Source organism: Poseidonibacter antarcticus, from assembly GCF_003667345.1.
In the GTDB taxonomy this organism is placed as follows: domain Bacteria; phylum Campylobacterota; class Campylobacteria; order Campylobacterales; family Arcobacteraceae; genus Poseidonibacter; species Poseidonibacter antarcticus.
The window spans coordinates 208,608-228,499 of sequence record NZ_RCWF01000003.1; the positions used below are offsets into that span (position 1 = coordinate 208,608).

The 19,892-nt window shown below is 26.7% G+C and carries 22 protein-coding genes and 1 riboswitch; of the genes, 10 read left to right on the forward strand and 12 right to left on the reverse strand.

Features of this window, described 5'->3' with window-relative positions:
- Positions 1-97: 97 nt before the first annotated feature.
- The 4 genes from D9T19_RS14725 to D9T19_RS06030 all read right to left on the reverse strand — a co-directional run bounded on the left by D9T19_RS14725 (position 98) and on the right by D9T19_RS06030 (position 3,688).
- On the reverse strand, positions 98-223 hold the full coding sequence (locus tag D9T19_RS14725) for a hypothetical protein (protein WP_265936263.1): 126 nt from the start codon (positions 221-223) through the stop codon (positions 98-100).
- On the reverse strand, positions 220-1,455 hold the full coding sequence (locus D9T19_RS06020; RefSeq protein ID WP_121627322.1) for an OmpA family protein: 1,236 nt from the start codon (positions 1,453-1,455) through the stop codon (positions 220-222). Before D9T19_RS06020 ends, D9T19_RS14725 begins: the two co-directional genes overlap by 4 nt.
- Positions 1,456-1,461: 6 nt before the next feature.
- Positions 1,462-2,682, reverse strand: a complete 1,221-nt coding sequence (locus tag D9T19_RS06025; protein WP_121627323.1) for a MotA/TolQ/ExbB proton channel family protein — start codon at positions 2,680-2,682, stop codon at positions 1,462-1,464.
- Positions 2,683-2,890: 208 nt separating this feature from the next.
- Complete coding sequence (locus D9T19_RS06030) at positions 2,891-3,688, reverse strand: AbiH family protein (protein WP_162984550.1); 798 nt, start codon at positions 3,686-3,688, stop codon at positions 2,891-2,893.
- Positions 3,689-3,801: 113 nt separating this feature from the next.
- Here D9T19_RS06030 and recQ point away from each other — a divergent pair, with 113 nt between their 5' ends.
- The gene (gene recQ / locus D9T19_RS06035; RefSeq protein ID WP_121627383.1) at positions 3,802-5,904 is read left to right on the forward strand and encodes a DNA helicase RecQ; all 2,103 of its coding nucleotides are present in this window, start codon (positions 3,802-3,804) and stop codon (positions 5,902-5,904) included.
- Between the two features lie 11 nt (positions 5,905-5,915).
- Positions 5,916-6,713 carry a class I SAM-dependent methyltransferase gene (locus D9T19_RS06040; protein ID WP_121627325.1) on the forward strand — a complete coding sequence of 266 codons (798 nt, stop codon included), beginning with the start codon at positions 5,916-5,918 and terminating at the stop codon, positions 6,711-6,713.
- A gap of 40 nt (positions 6,714-6,753) precedes the next feature.
- Here the strand turns inward: D9T19_RS06040 and D9T19_RS06045 are convergent, their stop codons facing one another.
- The gene (locus tag D9T19_RS06045) at positions 6,754-7,866 is read right to left on the reverse strand and encodes a glycosyltransferase family 4 protein (RefSeq protein WP_121627326.1); all 1,113 of its coding nucleotides are present in this window, start codon (positions 7,864-7,866) and stop codon (positions 6,754-6,756) included.
- 72 nt (positions 7,867-7,938) lie between these two features.
- Complete coding sequence (locus D9T19_RS06050; RefSeq protein WP_228197971.1) at positions 7,939-8,826, reverse strand: DMT family transporter; 888 nt, start codon at positions 8,824-8,826, stop codon at positions 7,939-7,941.
- 161 nt (positions 8,827-8,987) lie between these two features.
- Between D9T19_RS06050 and D9T19_RS06055 the strand changes: the two genes are divergently transcribed.
- The 8 genes from D9T19_RS06055 (at position 8,988) to thiC (ending at position 16,094) form a co-directional block, all read left to right on the forward strand.
- A complete protein-coding gene (locus tag D9T19_RS06055) occupies positions 8,988-9,716 on the forward strand; it encodes an amino acid ABC transporter ATP-binding protein (protein ID WP_228197973.1) in 729 nt (242 codons plus the stop codon).
- A gap of 32 nt (positions 9,717-9,748) precedes the next feature.
- Positions 9,749-10,585, forward strand: coding sequence for a transporter substrate-binding domain-containing protein (locus tag D9T19_RS06060; RefSeq protein WP_121627328.1), 837 nt, complete (start codon positions 9,749-9,751; stop codon positions 10,583-10,585).
- A 3-nt stretch (positions 10,586-10,588) separates the two neighbouring features.
- The gene (locus D9T19_RS06065) at positions 10,589-11,554 is read left to right on the forward strand and encodes an amino acid ABC transporter permease (RefSeq protein WP_121627329.1); all 966 of its coding nucleotides are present in this window, start codon (positions 10,589-10,591) and stop codon (positions 11,552-11,554) included.
- A complete protein-coding gene (locus D9T19_RS06070) occupies positions 11,555-12,193 on the forward strand; it encodes a MarC family protein (RefSeq protein ID WP_121627330.1) in 639 nt (212 codons plus the stop codon).
- Positions 12,193-12,810: a LysE/ArgO family amino acid transporter gene (locus D9T19_RS06075; RefSeq protein WP_121627331.1), complete on the forward strand. Its 618-nt coding sequence runs from the start codon at positions 12,193-12,195 to the stop codon at positions 12,808-12,810. Before D9T19_RS06070 ends, D9T19_RS06075 begins: the two co-directional genes overlap by 1 nt.
- Positions 12,811-12,838: 28 nt before the next feature.
- Entirely contained in the window at positions 12,839-13,603 is a 765-nt protein-coding gene (locus D9T19_RS06080; RefSeq protein WP_121627332.1) for an NUDIX hydrolase, read from the forward strand.
- 64 nt (positions 13,604-13,667) lie between these two features.
- The gene (locus D9T19_RS06085) at positions 13,668-14,051 is read left to right on the forward strand and encodes a RidA family protein (RefSeq protein WP_121627333.1); all 384 of its coding nucleotides are present in this window, start codon (positions 13,668-13,670) and stop codon (positions 14,049-14,051) included.
- Between the two features lie 174 nt (positions 14,052-14,225).
- Entirely contained in the window at positions 14,226-16,094 is a 1,869-nt protein-coding gene (gene thiC, locus D9T19_RS06090) for a phosphomethylpyrimidine synthase ThiC (RefSeq protein WP_121627334.1), read from the forward strand.
- Between the two features lie 27 nt (positions 16,095-16,121).
- Here thiC and ribB read toward each other — a convergent pair whose 3' ends face one another.
- From ribB to D9T19_RS06120, 6 genes are all read right to left on the reverse strand, one after another.
- The gene (gene ribB / locus D9T19_RS06095; protein ID WP_121627335.1) at positions 16,122-16,754 is read right to left on the reverse strand and encodes a 3,4-dihydroxy-2-butanone-4-phosphate synthase; all 633 of its coding nucleotides are present in this window, start codon (positions 16,752-16,754) and stop codon (positions 16,122-16,124) included.
- A gap of 94 nt (positions 16,755-16,848) precedes the next feature.
- Positions 16,849-16,991: riboswitch (FMN riboswitch) on the reverse strand.
- Between the two features lie 125 nt (positions 16,992-17,116).
- Positions 17,117-17,347 (reverse strand): AbrB/MazE/SpoVT family DNA-binding domain-containing protein, encoded by a 231-nt coding sequence (locus tag D9T19_RS06100; RefSeq protein WP_121627336.1) that lies wholly within the window; start codon positions 17,345-17,347, stop codon positions 17,117-17,119.
- 71 nt (positions 17,348-17,418) lie between these two features.
- The gene (locus D9T19_RS06105; RefSeq protein WP_121627337.1) at positions 17,419-17,736 is read right to left on the reverse strand and encodes an antibiotic biosynthesis monooxygenase family protein; all 318 of its coding nucleotides are present in this window, start codon (positions 17,734-17,736) and stop codon (positions 17,419-17,421) included.
- A gap of 92 nt (positions 17,737-17,828) precedes the next feature.
- The gene (locus D9T19_RS06110) at positions 17,829-18,464 is read right to left on the reverse strand and encodes a hypothetical protein (protein WP_121627338.1); all 636 of its coding nucleotides are present in this window, start codon (positions 18,462-18,464) and stop codon (positions 17,829-17,831) included.
- Positions 18,465-18,595: 131 nt separating this feature from the next.
- Positions 18,596-19,048, reverse strand: coding sequence for a hypothetical protein (locus D9T19_RS06115; RefSeq protein ID WP_121627339.1), 453 nt, complete (start codon positions 19,046-19,048; stop codon positions 18,596-18,598).
- Positions 19,049-19,200: 152 nt separating this feature from the next.
- Positions 19,201-19,743, reverse strand: a complete 543-nt coding sequence (locus tag D9T19_RS06120; RefSeq protein WP_121627340.1) for a YniB family protein — start codon at positions 19,741-19,743, stop codon at positions 19,201-19,203.
- Positions 19,744-19,892: the final 149 nt, after the last annotated feature.

The window sequence follows — 19,892 nt, forward strand, 5'->3', positions numbered from 1 at the left end:
TATTAATCTACATATAAATATTAATATAAGGAATAATTATATCTAAAAAAAGTTTTTTTTGTTAATTATAGTTAATTAATATAATATTAATTTATTTTTATTTCTTCAAAATAAATTTTTTGAACTTTTGAAAAAAAGAAGCATTTTTCTTTTTTTCAAGTTTTGTTCTAACTTCAAAAGCTAAAAATTTTAATTTTTTAGGTTCGTGTAGATATTCTTTCATTTATTATTTCCCTTCTTATCTCCTAAAAAGTTTTGAAGTTCCTTTATTGCATTTTCATTTTTGACTGTAAATTTGATTTCAATTCTTCTTGAATTATCTTTATCTTCTACACCATTTTTATAAATAAGATTTGAAAAAGACCTTCCACTTGAATTAACATATTTACTAATTAGATTTTTATCTACAATATTTGATTCATATAAAAACTGCATAACTTCTAAGGCTCTTTTTTGTGAAAGTTGTAAGTTACTTAGGTATGAACCATCACTATTTGTATGTCCTTCTATTGTGATACTTTGAATATATTTTCTAATATTCTTATCTTTAAGTAGAGCATTTAGGTATTTTTCTAAAATTAAGCTAAGTTCTTTTTTTGATTCTTCTTTTATTTTATATTCACCTTGATCAAATAAAATATTTGAAGAAAATTTAATAGCTCCACTTTTTTCATCAATATTAATTAATTTTCCAAGTTTTTCTCTAAGTTGTGAGATTACATTTAATTTAATTCCTGTTAAATGTTTGATTTTTAATTTTGTAATATCAAACTCTTCTACAAGTTTTTGATGTTCATTACTTTGAGTTAAAAGTTTCTTTTGAAGCATTGCTAGTTCTTCATCTTTTAAAGTAATTGTATTTTTTCTATTTTTAAGTTGGGTATTTAGACTAGCATTTTGTTCTTCATACTCTTTTGTTTTAACTTCAAAGCCTAATAATAATGCTTTTAGTTTTTCCATTTCATCTGATTTTAGAGCTAAAACTTCTGTTTTTTCTTTAATAATAGTTTCTTTATTTTCTAAAATAGCAGTGATCTTTTCAATTTGTTCTAAAGATAGTGCTAAATCAGAACTTTTTTTATTTAAAATATCTGATAACTCTTTTGATTGTTCTTTTTGTTTTTCTAATTCATCTTTTGTTTTATCAAACATATTTTGAGATTTTGCTAGTTTAAATGCTAAATGAACTTTTTCATCTTGTAGTGTTTTTACTTTTTCATTTATTTCATCAATTTTTTTCTTTTTATTTGAAAGCTCTTCTTCACTTAAATTTAGTGCAAGTTTTTCTTTTTCTAAATCTGTTTTAATTACTTGTAAATCATTTTGTGTATATAAATATTTGATAATGATTGCACCAATTACAAGAATAAATACAAAAAGCAAACCAGCCATTAAATCTGCATAAGATATCCAAAAGTTTTCATCGCTATTATTGTTTTGTTCTTTATTATACATCTAAGCCTACTTAGAAAGTTCTTTGAACTCTTGTAAATCTTCTATTATTTTAACAGTTTGCTCATCAATTGATTCTAAAGAATTTGTTAGTCTTTGACTAAATTTTGAATCATATTCATCTAATTCTTTATGAAACTTCCATCCAATCTTATCTGTTTCGTTTTTCATAGTTTCAATACTTTGTATGATATTAAGATATATTTCTTGTAAATTTTTAGCACTTAAATTATCCAAAGTCTTACTTAGGTTTCCAATATTTTTATTTAAATCTTGTGTACTTGTTTGGTGTAGTTGTTTTTGAACTTCAAAGCTTGCAATAGATGAACTAATACTTAAAGTCATTGTTTTTATATTATCTGATAACTCTTCATTATTTCTGATATTTTGAGAAATACTTGAAGATAATTCAGTTTCTTTTTCCAAAATATCTTCAAGTATAGAAACTCTTTTTTCTATTGATTCATTGATATTGTCCAAAATATCTTTTGATGTAATTTGCTCAAAAATATCAGTCATTCTTTTGAAATTTTCAAGATTATTTTTGATATTTATTGATTCAATATCAATCTTTGTCCAAAAGAATGATTTTGTATTTTCTCTAATAATTAAACAATCATGCTCAAACCTACTCATTCCAATTTTTTCAAAGAAAGTCCACCATAAAGATAAAAAAATACCATAAATAGAAACATAAAAAGCAGTACCAACTCCACCTAATAAAAGTGAAATCTCTTTTTCTAAAGCACTAGAAGTACCAGAAGAAAAGTCAGGCATACTATAAGCAATTGAGATAAAAGTACCCAAAATACCAAGTGTAGGAAATACACCAGATGCAATAGATGAAAAATTTGTATTCCTAATATTGCTAGTATAATCTTTCAAAAAGTCATCAGCACTACCATTTGCTTTTGTAGTATCACCAATTGCAAGAAGATTTGCATTGATATAGTTTTTTAAATTAAAAATCAATTCTTGATATTGAGTTTTAAACTTACAAGAAACATAATAAGCATTATGTTTTATAAAAAATAAGTAAATAAAATAAATAAAGCCAATCAAAATAACACTATGAATCTCAACTTTTAAAGGAAAAAGTTCTAAATAACCTAAAATAATTAAAGCAAATAAAAATGTAGGAATAGTAAGAAGATTAAATATCCGAGCTACTGGTCTACAAGTAGTATAAAATTTTGAGTTTAAATCTATAAAGTCTTCGTTTGTTAACATAAAAATGTCCCTTATGGTAGTTAGTTTTTTTTAGATAATATTCTAGCATAGTATTACAAATGATGAAAGAAATATAGTGATAAATGATGATATATTTTGTAAAATAAAGCAGTATAAAGAAATATAAAAAGTTTTTTAGATGATTTTATATTTTAACTTTCTAAAGATAAATTTGAATATTGGAAATCACAAATTGTGACTTCCCTAATTATATTGATGAATCAATATGTATAAAATTATTTGCTCTAAATTCAGTTAAGCTACCATACGTATATTTATCAACTATTTTCATCATTTCTTTCCATCCTGATTCGCCATAATAATAGAATTTAAATTTTGATTGAATGTTATCAATTGATCTTTGATTAATATAGTCTTCAAAATATGAGCTGTCTGTTATTCCAATTGAGTGACCAAAAATTATAATCTCATTTTCTCGATTAAATTCTTTTTTTATATTATGTTTCCCATAATTTTTATTATAAGCTTTTTTTAAGAAAATATGTTCTTCATCACCTATTCTTGCCTTATCCTCTACACCAAAAATAATATCTTTTCCTTCTATTGACCCATGAATATAGCAATGTTTATTTTCTATATTTTGAATATTTAAAATTTCTGAAACTTTAAATACTGAATTTGTATAGTTAAAGTTAAAAATAGTATCTACCTTATCAATCTCTTTTTTTAATATTTCAAATGCTTTTGAATCTTGATTTATATCTTTTTCTTGTGCTTCTTTTAAATAATTCATTAAAGATAATCTTATTTCATTAAAATTATCTTCTATATCTAAGTTTTTATTTTTAACTTTTATTGAATAGTTAGTTAATTCATTTTCAATATCAACCCAATTATTTAATTCATTTTTTTCATTAAAATATTCAGCCATATTATTTTTTTTTGCAACTAAATCTTTAAAATGTTCACTTTGAATAAAATCTTTGTAACTTGTCTTAAGACCTAAGTTCAAATCAAATCCATTACCTATAATTAATATTTTCATTTTCATCCTAATATTTAAGTGGTAGAATATTATATAGAAATTTAAAATAAAATAGTTAATAAAATACTAAATTAATAAATACACACCTAACCCAAGATATGCTAAAATCAAAAATGAATAAAAAACAACAAATCCTAAAAGAAACATTCGGACATGACAACTTTCGTTCTTTTCAAGAAGAAGTAGTTGATGACATATTAAAAAAGCAAGATGTACTTACAATCCTTCCAACAGGTGGTGGAAAATCACTTTGTTATCAATTACCTGCATTACTTATGGATGGTGTTACAGTTGTAATCTCTCCTCTTATTGCACTTATGCAAGATCAAGTAAAAGCTTTAAATGACCTTGAGATTAGTGCTTCAATGATAAGTTCTTCACAAACAAATGATGAAAACTCTTTTACTATGCAAAAACTTCTAGCAGGTGAGTTAAAGTTTGTATATGTTGCACCTGAGCGATTTACTTCAAATGAGTTTGTAAGTGTATTACAACGTATAAATATTAACTATTTTGTAATAGATGAAGCTCACTGTGTATCTGGATGGGGTCATGAGTTTAGAGCGGAATATAGAAACTTAAATAGACTAAAACAGTTTTTCCCTGATACTTGTATTGCTGCGTTTACTGCGACTGCTACAAAAAGAGTTGAAGCAGATATTGCCTCTTCACTTAATCTTGTAAATGCAAAACATTATAGAGCAAAAACACAAAGAGATAATCTTGAAATAAAAGTCGAACCTCGTATTTCAAATGGAAAATCACAAATATTAAACTTTCTAAAATCACATAAGGGCTTATGTGGAATTATATATACATTTACAAGAAAAGAAGCAGAATCAACAGCTAAGTTTTTATGTGACAATGGATATAAGTCAAAAGCATATCACGCAGGATTAAGTGCAAGTGTTAAAGATGAGGTATTTAATGACTTTGTATATGAAAACGTGGATATAGTAGTTGCTACTATTGCATTTGGTATGGGAATAGATAAATCAAATATTAGATTTGTTATACATACAAGCTTACCAAAAACCTTAGAAAACTATTATCAAGAAATAGGACGAGCAGGAAGAGATGGTGCTATGTCTTATGTATATTTACTTTACTCAAAAGGTGATGAGGTAAAAAGAAAACTTCAAATAGAAGATGCAATTGATAATTCATATAAACAAACAGGACTTGATAAGCTAGAAGCTATGTATAGATACTGTGTTTCAAATAACTGTAGGCATAAAATCATAGCTGCTTATTTTGAAGATGAGATTGATGATTGTGCTACTTTATGTGATAACTGTACTAAAGGTGAAGTTGTACAAGTTGATGTAAGTGTAGATGCTCAAAAGTTCTTAAGTGCTGTATATAGAAGTGAACAACGCTTTGGTACAAATCATATTATAGATATATTAAGAGGTTCAAAAAATCAAAAGCTTTTAGAGTTTGGACATGATAAACTAAAAGTATATGGTTTAGGACATGATAAAAGTAAAAATGAATGGGTAGCAATAGCAGATAAACTAATAGATATACAAGCTGTTAATTTAGGTGAATATAGAGTATTAAAACTAAACTCTCTTGGAATGGAAATATTAAAAGGAAATGAAAAGCTTTTAATTGATGAAGATAAATTAGGAATTGCTGTAAAACAAGAAGAATCACAAGAAGTACTATCTTTTGATGAAGAACTATATGAAAAGTTTAGAAACTTACGAAGACAAATGGCACTTGAATATGAAGTTCCAGCTTATGTAATATTTGGAGATAAAACCTTAAAAGAGTTTAGCTCAAAGTTACCAATTACAAAAGAAGAGATGTTAGATATAAATGGAGTAGGGCTTGTTAAGTTTGATAAGTATGGAGAAAAGTTTTTAAATCTTTGTATTGAGATAAAAGAAGAGTTTAAAGAAAAGATTGAAACAAGAGTACCTTTAAAAAAATTGACAAAAACATATTTAGAAACGTATGAGTTAATACAAGAAGGAAATAGTTTAAATGATATTGCTATGAAAAGAGATTTAGGACTTACAAGTATATTATCTCATCTTACAGTATTAAGCGAACACGAAAAAATATCACCTTTAAAAAAAGAAGAGTTACTTAAACCCTTAGAAATACCAAATGATATAAAACAATGGATAGAAAAAGGTTTGGAGTATGAAACTATGCAAGAGTTAAGACAGCATTTGTATTTATATGATTTTTTGAAAAAAATGTAAAAGGTAATAAGATGAATTATGAAGATATAGATTTTAATGACTTATATGTAAAACAAAAAGCACTTACTTCATTTAGAGCAAAAGGGAAAAATGCTTGGGATGAAAAAGCTGTTTCTATGAATAAAAGAGTTCATAAATCAATATATAATGAACAGTTTTTAGAACAAATTGATTTAATCAAAATAAATAGTGTTTTAGATATTGGATGTGGAGTAGGAAATTTATCTTTATTATTAGCAAAGAGGGTAAAAGATGTTTATAGTTTAGATTATTCTCCTGTAATGCTTGAAATATTAGAAGAGAATGCAAAAGAGCAAAACATAGAAAATATAAATATCATAAATAAATCTTGGTACGATTCTTGGGCTGATATTCCAAATGCTGATTTAGTAATTGCTTCACGATCTATGGAAGTAAAAGATATGAAAGAAGCTTTAATAAAGTTAAATGACAAAGCAAATAAAAAAGTAGTGCTTAGCTATAAAAAAGGTGGTTCATTTGTAAGTGAAGAGATTTTAGATGTAATGCAGCGAGATATTATAAGAAAGCCTGATTATATTTATGTGTTAAATATTTTATATCAAATGGGAATAAATGCGAGTGTTAATTTTATTCAAAGTGAAGGACGAAATACTATTTATACATCAAAAGAAAAATTTATCCAAAGTGTTTCTTGGAGTATTGATGGATTAAGTTCTGATGAGGTTAAAAGATTAGAAAATTATTATGATAGTTTAGATTTAAATAAAAAACAAGAAAAAGATTATGCTTATTGGGCTGTTATTTCTTGGGATAAAAAGAGTTTATAACACTCCTTTATACTACTTATATTATAAGAGGGGAAACCTCTTATAATATATTTAATTGATGAGCTAAATCAGCTGCAATTCTATCGTAGTTTCTAACATCTAATAATCTTTTTTGACCATTTTCACCTACTAGTGTAATTTCATCTTTTGAAAGATTTATTATATATTCTAGTTTTTCTCTTATAGCATCTTGCGTAAAGTCACATAACCAAGCATTTTCATCATCTGTAAAAATTGAATTATTATTTTCATTATTTGTCATTACACAAGGAATTGCACTTGAATAATAATCTAATATTTTCATTGGTGTTGAGCTATTAAAAAGTTCAATATTTGGTAAAGGTGCTAAACCAATATCTGCTTTTGCAATAAGTTTGATTAAATCTTGTCTTGTTTTAGCTTCATATATTTCAATACTATTTGTAAGTTCAGGATATTTATCAAACATTTCTTTTGCATATTGTGGATCTTTTGTTGATACCATTAATTTAAATCTATCACTAGGTATTTGGCTAAAAGCTTTTAGTACTGTTTCAAATTCTCTTAATTTATCAAGTGTACCTGCATAGAAAAATCTTTTTTCTTCACCTTTATGATGAATATTCTGTTGTATTAAATCCGGGTCAATAGCAGAAGGGATTACAAATGTTCTTGTTTTTACATCTTTTAAATAATCATCTCTCATTTGTCTAGAAGTTGGAAGGAAAATATCACATTCGTTTATTAAAGATGTTTCTTTATATGTCTGTACTTTGTTGTTAATAATATCAAAGAAACTCTTTTTATTGTTTGCTTCATCTATTTGTAATTTTGCAATTCTTTTTGGGAAAGATAATCTAAAACCAACTTTATAATTATATTGATGTCTTTTTTTGATTACATCTTTTAAAATAGCTGCATCATTTCTAACTGTAATATAAGCATAGTCATTTAGATTTATATTATTTTTTTCTAATTGAGAAATTATATCATTTCTATATTTATTTGGAATAATAAATTTATTACCATCCTTAATTTCAGAATCCTCTTTATGATGTGAAAAATATATTATATTAATATCAAAATGTTTATTTAAATATTTTTCAAATAAGGGACCTATAAAACTGTGTTCTGTATATTCATCTTGGTCTGTAATATATAAAAACTTTTGCATCTATTTATCTCCTGTAATTTATAGGACAAATTTTAGCAGTAAATAGTTGCATGAATAAAGCATAATAATATTTTAGATTTTTTTTATTTTTTTATTTAATTTTACTTCTGCAACTAATGTAGCAGATATAATAAGAATTGCACCTATAATTTGTATATTAGTAAGTATTTCACCACCTGCAAAATATCCATAAACAGAAGCACTTACAGGTTCCATTGTAAAAATTACTGCAGTTTTAGTTGCTGTTGTAAATTGTTGCATATATGTTTGTATTAAAAAAGCATATACAGTTGCAAAAACTGCTGTTACAATTACTGCTTTAAAAAATGTATAGTCATATTCTAAATCAAAAGTAGTATCATCTAATACAAGTGAAAAGCTAAGAGATAGTATGGATACTGTTATTAATTGAAACAAAACTAATAAGTAAACATTTACCTCTTTTGAAAATTTTCCTGTAAATATAATATGTAATGCAAAAAGAAAAGCACATATAAGTGTTAAAAACTCGCCATAGCCTAAAGTTAATTTTCCAGACATTGTAAGTAAATATAATCCAATTACTGCAATAATTGATGCAATAAATACATTTCTTCTTACATGATCTTTAAATATAAAATATGCTAGAAATGGCACACAAATTACATTTAGCCCTGTAATAAATGCAACAATAGAACTTTTTGTATAAGATAATCCAAATGTTTGCGTTGCAAATGCTGAGAATAATATAGAACCTAATATGATTCCAAAGAAAATTGTTTCTTTATTTATCTGATTTAAATATTTATAAGCAATAAAAAACATTAAAATTGAAGCAAGACCAAATCTAAAAAATAAAAAAGAATAAACAGGAGTTGAATCAATAGCTTCTTGAACCATTAAAAATGTAACACCCCATGCAATAGCAACACTTAAAAGCAATAAATCAGCTCTTAATTCATATAGTTTTGTTTTTATCATAAATACTCCAAAATAATTGGTGCGATTATATCAAAATTAGGTTAAACATAAATTATGACTAAATTGTATAAAAAATGCACTATAGTCATATTAAAAATTAATCAATTCTTTAGTATGATGGAAGTTATGCAAATAAAAAAAGAGTTTTAATGAGTGATAATATAATTTCAATGAGTAAGATTAATAAGTTTTATGATGATTTCCATGTTTTAAAAAATATTGATTTTTCTGTAAAAAAAGGTGAGATAGTTGTAGTATGTGGACCATCAGGTTCAGGTAAATCTACATTAATTAGATGTATAAATGGACTTGAAGATATTGATGATGGAACTATTTTAGTTGACAATATTGATATTCATGCAAGTAAAAAGAATTTAAAAGAAATTAGAAGTGAAGTTGGAATGGTATTCCAACATTTTAATCTTTTCCCACATCTAACTATTTTAGAAAATATAACGCTTGCACAAAATCTTGTAAAGAAAAGATCTAAAAAAGAAGCTATACAAATCGCAAAAGATTTACTAGAAAAAGTAAAACTAAGTGATAAGGCAGATTCTTATCCAGGTGATTTATCAGGTGGACAAAAACAAAGAGTTGCAATAGCAAGATCATTGGCTATGAAACCAAAAGTAATACTTTTTGATGAGCCAACTTCCGCACTTGACCCTGAAACAATTGGGGATGTTTTATCTGTTATGAAAGATTTAGCAGAAGAAAATTTTACTATTGTTTGTGTTACTCATGAAATGGGTTTTGCAAAAGAAGTAGGAGATAGAATAGTATTTATGGATCATGGAACAATTGTAGAGGAAAATACTCCAGAAGAGTTTTTTAATAATCCAAAAAGTGAAAGAGCACAAAAGTTTCTAAAAGAAATTTTAACGCACTAGTCAATAAAATTCAACTTAAAAAAAGGAAAAACATGAGAAATTTAGTTAAAAAGTTTTTAGTAGCAGTATTTGCTATTAGCACATTGTTTGTTGCAAATTCATCTGCAGATGATATTGAGTTGTGGAAAAAGTCTACATTAAACCAAATCATACAAAAAGGTGAATTAAGAGTTGGTATGGAACCTGGTTATATGCCATTTGAAATGAAAGATAAAAAAGGTCGAATCATAGGTTATGATGTTGATATGGCTAAAAAAATGGCAAAAGAAATGGGTGTTAAATTAAAACTTGTTCCTACTTCATGGGATGGTATTATTGCAGGTTTATTAACTGGTAAATATGATATTATTATGTCAGGGATGACTATTACTCAACAAAGAAACTTAAAAGTTAACTTTGCAAATCCTTATGTAGTTGTTGGTCAAACAATCATGATTAGAAAAGAATTAGCTGGAAAAATTAAAACTGCTGCAGATTTAGATAAACCAGAATATACAGTTGTTACTAAATTAGGTGTAACAGGTGAAATTGCTACTAAAAAATTCTTTAAAAAAGCAAAAATTATTACTTTTGAAACAGAATCAGATGCTGCATCTGAAGTTTTAAATGGTAAAGCAGATGGTATGGTTTATGATCAACCATATAATATTTTATTTATGTCTAATAAAGGAAAAGATAAATTAGTTCATTTAGATAATCCTTTAACTTATGAACCATTAGGTTGGGCAATAAGAAAAGGTGATCCTGATTTCTTAAATTGGTTAAATAATTTCTTAACACAAATTAAAGGTGATAAAGTTGTTGATTTCCATGAAAAATTAAATAACAAATGGTTAAGAGATACTTCTTGGTTAAAAAGAGTTCAGTAACAAATGGCTAAAAAACAAGCATTATCAGAAAATAAAACATTAGGGCATTTTCTTGCCTTGATGTTTTTTGTTGCAATAGGGTATTTCTTTTATATAGCTTCATCAAATATGAATTATGTTTGGAAATGGAATAGTGTTCCAAAATATTTTGTTTATGAAGAGACTCATTCAATTGAGGCTTTAACAGATGGAAAACTAGTATTCGAATATAATAAATACTTTATTCAAGGTGATGATAGAGTAGAATTAAAAGATTTAGATAGTAGTTTCTCATTTGATTATAAAGTTGGAGAAGATGTTTATGAAGGTGATGTAATTGCATCTAAATCTGAGATGATGCCAGGTCCTGTTTTATCTGGACTTTGGGTAACTTTAAAAATCTCATTTTTTGCAATGATTTTAACGTTAATAATAGGTATTATAGTCGCACTTATGAAGTTGTCTTCTATGATTTTTTTACGTGATATTGCAACTGTTTATATTACTATTGTAAGAGGAACACCTCTGCTTGTTCAAATATTTTTATTCTACTTTATAGTTGCAAATATTTTTGAACTTGAAAGATTTGTTGCAGGTATTTTATCTCTTGGTATTTTCTTTGGTGCTTATATGGCTGAGATTTTAAGAGGTGCAATTCAATCAATTGACAAAGGTCAACTTGAAGCTGCTAAATCTCTTGGTATTTCAAACTTTCAAGCTATGAGATATATTATCTTACCACAAGCTTTTAAACGTGCTTTACCAACACTTGTTGGTGAAACAATTGCACTTGTAAAAGATTCATCTTTGGTATCTGTTATTTCTATTACAGATTTAACAAAAGTAGGTAAAGAAATTGTTGCAAATACTTTTTCTCCCTTTGAAACTTGGATTGTAATTGCACTTTTATATTTATGTATTACATCATCATTAAGTTATATTGGACATAGAATCGAAAAAAATATGACCGCAAAAGGTGGAATGTCATAGGTGGAAAATTTCTTTTCTGCCTTTTTACAACAAGGTATTACTTTTTTTGCAATTATGGATCCAATTGGAGTTAGTGCAATCGCACTATCTCTACTCTCTCCAAATATCACAAAAGACCAAATAAATAAAGTTGCAAAAAAATCAGCTTTAACAGTAGTTATTGCATTTTTTGTTGTGATAATTTCAGGTGATTTTATCCTAAAACTTTTTGGAATAGGAGAACATTCTTTAAAAGCAATGGGTGGATTGATTTTACTTTTAATGGCTATCTCAATGGTTAATGGAAGTACATCAGATAAAAAACCAACAGAAGAAGAAGATAAAGAACTTCAAAATCATAATGATTTATCTGTAATACCAATTGGAATTCCAATTGCTTTTGGAACAGGTTTATTTACTACTATTATTATTTTCAAACATCAAGCTACTACATTTACAGATTTATTATCTATTAGTTTAGCTTTCTTATTAAATGCTGGATTATTTTATCTTGTTTTAAAAAACTCAATTTATATAAAAAAATATTTAGGTCTTACAGGACAAAATATTATTACAAAATTGATGGGATTAATTGTAGGTGCAATTTCAATACAATTTATAGTTTCAGGAATTATAAACTTAAGTAAGATGTATTTATAATGATAACAGAAATATTTTTAAAAGGTTTTATAGTAACCTTTTCACTGATTGTTGCAATTGGCGCTCAAAATGCTTATATTTTAAAACTTGGACTTCTTAAACAATATGTATTAATATCAGTACTTTTATGTATATTTTTTGATTTTATTCTAATAAGTGCAGGTGTTTATGGTCTTGGTTTTTTTATTCAAGGAAATCAATTATTAATAAATATTATTGCTATAATTGGTATTGTATTTTTATGTTTTTATTCTTTTTTATCTTTTAAATCTGCTTTTAAAAATGCAAGTTTACAAATAGATGGTAAAAATAAAACTAATCCATTAAAACAAGTTATTATAATGCTTTTAGTTTTTACATTTTTAAATCCACATACTTATCTGGATACAGTTTTACTAATTGGTGGAATTGGTGCAAATATTCAAAGTGATTTTAAAATCTATTTCCTTTTAGGTGCTGTTTGTGCATCTACTGTATGGTTTATTCTTTTAGGTTTTGGAGCAAGACTTTTAATTCCTCTATTTAAAAAACCAATTACATGGAAAATTCTTGATATTTCAATTGGTATTATTATGTTATTAATATCTTATAGTTTAGTAGATTTAATTAAATATTAGTTAATATATTTAATCAAAGGTAGAAATTATGAATAATACAAGTGTCGAAAAAATTGGATGTTTTAATACAATATTAGACCCATTTAATGGAATTACAATTGAGCAAATATCTCTTCCAACTTCAAAAGATGAATTTGAAATTAATCTAGATTATTTAATAGAAAATACAAAAAATAGAAGAAATCTTATTTGGATTTATATTGATATAAGTCGCTCTGATTTTATACCAATAGCTACTAAAAAAGGTTTCTTTTTTCACTCATGTGATGAAGATTATATCTTAGTTGTAAAAAGATTATTCCCAAATGCGATTATCCCAACAGCTGCAAATCATACCTTGGGAGTAGGTGCAGTTGTAATACATAATAATAAATTATTAGTAGTAAAAGAAAGAATCTCTAATCTTGGATTTAAAATGCCAGGTGGTCATATTGACAATAAAGAAATGATTTCAACAGCACTTGTAAGAGAAGTGAAAGAAGAAACAGGAATTGATGTAGAGTTTGATTCTATTATATCTTTAGGACATTTTTATCCACATCAATTTCATAAATCAAATTTATATATTTTATGTATTGCAAATGCAAAATCGTATGAAATAAATATTGAAGATACAGATGAAATATTAGAAGCAAAATGGGTAGATATAAATGAATATTTAGAAGATGATAAGGTTATGGATTATTCAAAAGCAATTGTAGTTGCCGCAATAAGACATAAAGGCTTAACTCTTACAAATCATGAAACCCTAACACATATCAAAAAAGACTTTGAATTATTTTTCCCAAAATAAAATAAATAATAAGAATTTTATATAAATTAAATATAATACATTTTTAATTAATAAAGGAAGAAAAATGAAAGAAATTATATCAACACCAAAAGCACCAGATGCAATTGGACCTTATAACCAAGCTACAGCATTAGCAAACTTAGTATTTACATCAGGTCAAATAGCTTTAGACCCTAAAACAATGGAAATTGTAGAAGGTGATGTTCAAGCTCAAACAAAAGTAGTAATGGACAACTTACAAGCAGTTTTAGAAGAAGCAGGAAGCTCTTATGAAAATGTTTTAAAAACTACTTGTTACTTATCTGATATGGCTAATTTTGCAGCTTTTAATGAAATCTATGGAGAATACTTCAAAGCCGAAACTGCACCAGCTCGTGCAACAGTTGCTGTAAAAACTTTACCTAAAAATGTTTTAGTTGAAGTAGATGCAATTGCTTTTAAAAACTAGAATTATTTTTTAATTAAGTATTATCTTATGCTTGTCTTTGTATACTCACACTTTATTTTATAATTGTTGTGGGGGTGCCGTAGATTGGCTGAGATAATACCCTAAAGAAGTCCTTAATCTGGCTTCGTTGAACCTGAACCCGATAATGCGGGCGTAGGAAAAGGAGATTAAAAAATGAGCGCAGTGCTGCAAAATCTGAAAAAAATCGATTCTTCATATATCGAAAACTTACCAAATTCAAAAAAAATTTATGTTCAAGGTTCTAGACCTGATATTCAAGTTCCAATGAGAGAAATCACTTTAGATGATACTGTTCATTCAAATAAAACAAAAGAGGCTAATGCACCTTTATATGTTTATGATACAACAGGTCCATATACTGATACAAATGTGAATATTGATTTACACAAAGGTTTAAATCCACTTAGAAGTAAATGGATTGAAGAAAGAAATGATACATGTGAACTTGAAGATTTTACTTCAGATTATTTTCATGCAAGACGTGATGATAGTAAACTTGATGTATTAAGATTCCCAAATTTAAGAAAACCAAGACGTGCTTTAAAAGGTAAAAATGTATCTCAAATGCATTATGCAAAACAAGGTATTGTTACACCTGAAATGGAATATGTAGCAATTAGAGAAAATTGTAAAAAAGATGCATACAAAGATGATAAACTTCTTAGTTTTCAACATCCAGGTCAAGGTTTTGGAGCTTCAATGCCTGAAACTTATACAGGTGAATTTGTTAGAGCTGAAATAGCAGCGGGACGTGCTATTATTCCTGCAAATATAAACCATCCAGAAATTGAACCTATGATTATAGGTCGTAATTTTATGGTTAAAATCAATGCAAATATTGGAAATTCAGCAACTACTTCAGGTATTGAAGAAGAAGTTGGGAAAATGATTTGGGCTACTAGATGGGGTGGAGATAATGTTATGGATTTATCAACAGGTAAAAACATACATGAAACAAGAGAATGGATTGTAAGAAATTCAGCTGTTCCAATCGGTACTGTTCCAATTTATCAAGCCTTAGAAAAAGTAAATGGAATCGCAGAAAACTTAACTTGGGAAGTTTATAGAGATACTTTGATTGAACAAGCAGAACAAGGTGTTGATTATTTTACTATTCACGCAGGTGTTAGATTAGCTTATGTTCCAATGACTGCAAAAAGATTGACAGGAATTGTTTCAAGAGGTGGTTCTATCATGGCTAAATGGTGTTTACATCATCATAAAGAAAGTTTTTTATATGAGCATTTTGAAGAAATATGTGAAATTATGAAAGCTTATGATGTTTCATTTTCACTAGGAGATGGACTTAGACCTGGTTCTTTATATGATGCAAATGATGAAGCACAATTTGCAGAATTAGAAACATTAGGAGAGTTAACAAAAATTGCTTGGAAGCATGATTGTCAAGTGATGATTGAAGGTCCAGGACACGTTCCAATGCATAAAATCAAAGAGAATATGGATAAAGAATTAGAAGATTGTTTTGAAGCACCTTTTTATACACTAGGACCCCTAACTACAGATATAGCACCTGGTTATGATCATATAACTTCAGGAATTGGTGCTGCTCAAATTGGTTGGTATGGAACTGCAATGTTATGTTATGTAACACCAAAAGAGCATTTAGGTCTTCCAAATAAAGAAGATGTAAAAGAAGGAATTATCACATATAAAATTGCAGCTCATGCAGCAGATTTAGCAAAAGGATTCCCAGGAGCTCAAATCAGAGATAATGCTATGAGTAAAGCAAGATTTGAATTTAGATGGTATGACCAGTTTAATATCGGTTTTGACCCAACAAGAGCAAGAGAATATCACGATGAAACATTGCCCGTTGAAAGTGCAAAAGTAGCACACTTTTGCTCTATGTGTGGACCAAAGTTTTGTTCAATGAAAATTTCACAAGATATAAAAGATTATGCTTTTGAAATTGGTGAAAAAGATGTTGAAAAAGCTATACAAATAGGAATGGAAGAAAAAGCCACTGATTTTGTAGAAAGTGGAAGCCAAATATATAAATAAAAATAATAAAAACTAGAGAATTTCTCTCTAGTTTTTATCTCTTCGATAGCTAATAATATCTTGAACACTTAAAATTGGCATAGAATGTTTTTTAGCAAAAACTTCTATATCTTCACCTTTTGCCATTGTTCCATCTTCATTTGTTATTTCACATAAAACAGCATAAGGTTCTAAGTTTGATAATTTCATTAAATCAATACTAGATTCAGTATGACCTGCTCGTCCTAATACGCCATTTTCATTTGCTCTTAATGGGAATATATGTCCAGGAGAAACAATCTTTGATACACCATCTTTTGAAATAGCTGATTTTATTGTAGTAACTCTATCTTGTGCTGATACACCTGTAGTAACATTGTCTTTTGATTCTATTGAAATAGTAAATGGTGTTTGAAACTTTGAGTTATTATTTTGTACCATCATTGGAAGTTTAAGTTCATCGACTTTTTGTTTAGTTAAACATAAACAAACTATACCGCTACCTTCTCTTATCAAAAGTGCCATTTGTTCTGTTGTTAAGTGTTGTGCAGAAAAAATCATATCTGCTTCATTTTCTCTATCGTAGTCATCTACAACAATTACACCTTTACCATCTTGTAAAGTTTTAATTGCACCTTCGATTTTCAATCGAAAATCGTAATTTTTCATTTTTTGATTCATTTTAGTAATACCTTTATTTTTAAGTAAAACTTATTGGAATCAGGGCTAATGCTTAAAGCAATATTATCCTAATGTTTAACATTTATAAGACATATTATTTTCTCTTTCATCCAGACTTTAACTGTTGGTTTTGGATTTACACCAAATCTGCTGACCTTTATAAAATAAAGCGCTCGTGGACTTCTATTAAGTATAGTTACCACCAGTAAGGAATTTCACCTTGCCCTGAGAAATAAATTTGAGTGATTTTATCTAAATTATTATTAGGTGAAGATTAGAGAGGTGGCGATTGAAGTAAAGGATAATTTTGTTCCTTTGAAGCTTTTTTATTTTATGTTAATACTCAAATCTTTTTATTTCATTTACCACTGATAATCTTCTAAATCACTATCATTTAATAAATTATTAATAATTGCTTCATCCTCTATATCTTTATTTTGTAATAAAACTTTTTCAATATTGCTTTTCCAATTTTCTCTTCTTGAAGTTAAAATTGGTTTTATCAATAATCCATTTTCAAGGTGTGCTTGTTCAATTAATGGTTTTGAAATTCTAATACCTTGAAAATTATCTATTTTTGTTAGAGTTGTCATTATTTTACTCCTAACTAATTGTTCTATTAGTAATTACAATATTCTGTCAACTAATTTGTTATATACATAATTTAAAATTCGTAGTCTCTTTCAACTTTTGCAATTCTAACTTTATATTGTTTATACCAAAGTTCTTTTCCTATCTTTTGTGCTGATTGATGCTCTAAATTAGCTTTCCAATTTATGATTGATTTTTCATCTTTCCAATATGATACTGTAATACCTAAATCTTCTCTTGCTGATTCAACTCCTAAAAACCCATCTTGTTGAGATGCTAATTCAACCATTCTATCCGCCATTTTACTATAACCTTTATCTTCATCAATTTTTTTTGATGTAAATATTACTGCATAATACGGTGGTTTTGGTGTATCAATTATTTGCGACATCTTAGTTTCCTTTTGTATATAACATTTGACTTGAAAAATAGTTTTACTCACAGGGTAAACTATTTCTCTTCAAGGTTTTGTTAGTATTTTATTTAGTTTTTATCTATAATATCTTTTATAGATTGCCATTTTGTCATTAATAGTGTCTTATTCAATCGTCCTTTAGTATCATTAATCTTATATTTATGATGCTCATTTAAATTGTTTAATTCAAGTTGATGTATTTCTTTTGAAAAAAAGTTAAAAGCTTTTTTTTCTAGCTCTCCTGATAATTCAATAAAATCCTGTCTAATTATTTGACCAATAGATAAATATTTTTCACTTGGAACTTGTAATATATATTGATGTAAAGTAACCAAATAATCTTGAACAAAGTTTACTTCTCTTTTTGTTTCAGTTGTTAACCAGGTACTTCCATTTAAAGTTAATTGTGTAAATTTCCTAAACCAATTTTCAAATTCTTCTTTAGATTGCAATAGTTTTGGTACTCTTAAAACTTCATTATTTTCATCAAAGCCACCTAGTGCAACCATAATTCTCATTTCAAGTGCCATAGTTATTACATCTTCATGTGCTTTGATTCTTTTATCAAGTAATTTATCCCAAAGGCGAAGAGTAAATTCACGTTTTTTTATCATCCACGATGCAAAAAAAGAAATTAGTCCTCCACCAAAAGCACCTAATAGTGCAAAGATGGCATCTGAATATTCATTTATAAAGTTTATCAATTCTACTTTTCCTTATGCTAACGACTGACTTGGGGAACAAGTGGGCGAAACGCCTTGAAACTTTAGTCTTTTAACTTTATCTAATCGACAATTAAAAGCTTTGACTTTCCGACTTTAGACCTCTTCCTTTGTTAGGTTTTATTTAGTATTCTATCCATTATTTTAGTAACTTTTTTAAAGAGAGTATCATCTTCAATATTTTTTATATTTATATTGTAATGATTATCATATCTTTTTAATTCTTTTTTTAACTTATTTATATCTGATAATTCAAAAGTTGAAAAAAATATCCAAAATATTACAATTAATAAAGCCATCATAAATGATGTTCCATAGAAAGTATATGAAAGTAACTCTGGAAGTTTAAGTGAATCAATTAATGGAATATGATTACTTAGTAAATCTTTTACCCATCCTATAATTTTTTCAAATAAATTTATATATAAGTTCCATAATTTTGTAAAATATATATTAACAATAACGATTGTAAATATTGTTAATTTAATCATTATTGATTTATGTAATGTATCTATTCTTTTGAAAATATATTCTATTCTCTTTTCATCATATTCTTTTAATATCAATTTATTTACCTTTTTGATATAACGACTAAACTGAAGGACAAGTGGCGAAACGACTTGACTGTTTGGTCTTTAAATTTTATTTATTCGAGATTTAAAAGCTTGAAAATTTCGCTCTATTAACTTGTTCTTCTTCCTGTGTTTTGTTAGCAAATCTAAAACCCTGATAATTTTAGAAATACTCCTCCAATTACTGTTATAATTAATGGGGCAATATATAATTGGTGTACTTGGGAAAATATACTTGAATCATTTATGTTTGCATTATTTCGCATTTCTTGTCTTGTTCTTGTTTCTCCATCTCTTATAGATTCGTGAATTAATTCATTTTCAATCATCGTATTGATTTCATTTAATCTAATAGCTAATTTTTTACCAGAACTATATACCGCTGAACCAATGAATATTAATATATATAATAATATAAAATATATATTATCTTGAGTATATAATTGATTTAAATTTGGTGTTGGACAATTTTCCCAAAATATATTTAAGAATTGAGTATTTTCATATATTAAAGATATTAAATTTTTAAATATTTTGGATAATGTTCCAGAAATAGCTGTTCCATCATCAAAATTAAAATATAACATTCTTAATATTGAAATTGTTGATGAAATTATTCCTATTGAAAGAATAATAAATCCGATAATTCTTTTTAATCTTGATTTATTTAATGCATGTTGATAATTCAAATTTTTCCTTTATGTTATTTTGCTAACTACTTATTAGTAGCCATTTTATCCCAATATGACTTAAAAAAATTATTTAATAACTTTTCAATTTTATTCAATAAAAGAACATAGAAAAGCCTAGATTATAGGCTTTTTAGAATATAAATATT